The organism is Bradyrhizobium aeschynomenes (assembly GCF_013178945.1).
Classification (GTDB): Bacteria; Pseudomonadota; Alphaproteobacteria; order Rhizobiales; family Xanthobacteraceae; genus Bradyrhizobium; species Bradyrhizobium aeschynomenes.
In genome coordinates, this window is record NZ_JABFDM010000037.1 from 1 (window position 1) to 386 (window position 386).

The 386-nt window shown below is 40.7% G+C and carries 1 pseudogene; it reads left to right on the top strand.

Going from position 1 to position 386, the window contains the following annotated elements:
• Positions 1-55: 55 nt before the first annotated feature.
• Positions 56-386, top strand: a pseudogene (locus HL666_RS33860) (S-layer protein); the annotation flags it as partial.

A 386-nucleotide genomic window follows, 5' to 3' on the forward strand; every position in this document is an offset into this window, starting at 1 on the left:
ATGCTGAACCTATGGCCTATTACATTTTTTTATATTTCAAGGAGGAAAAGACCACATGAAGAAAAATTTAAGAATCGTTAGCGCTGCTGCTGCTGCTTTACTTGCTGTTGCTCCAGTTGCTGCTTCTGCTGTATCTACTGTTAGCGCTGCTACTACTATTAACGCAAGTTCATCAGCAATCAATACCAACACTAATGCTAAGTACGATGTTGATGTAACTCCTAGTGTTTCTGCAGTTGCTGCAAATACTGCTAACAACACTCCAGCTATTGCCGGTAACCTTACTGGTACTATTTCAGCAAGTTACAATGGTAAGACTTATACTGCTAACTTAAAGGCAGATACTGAAAATGCCACTATTACTGCTGCTGGTAGCACTACTGCCG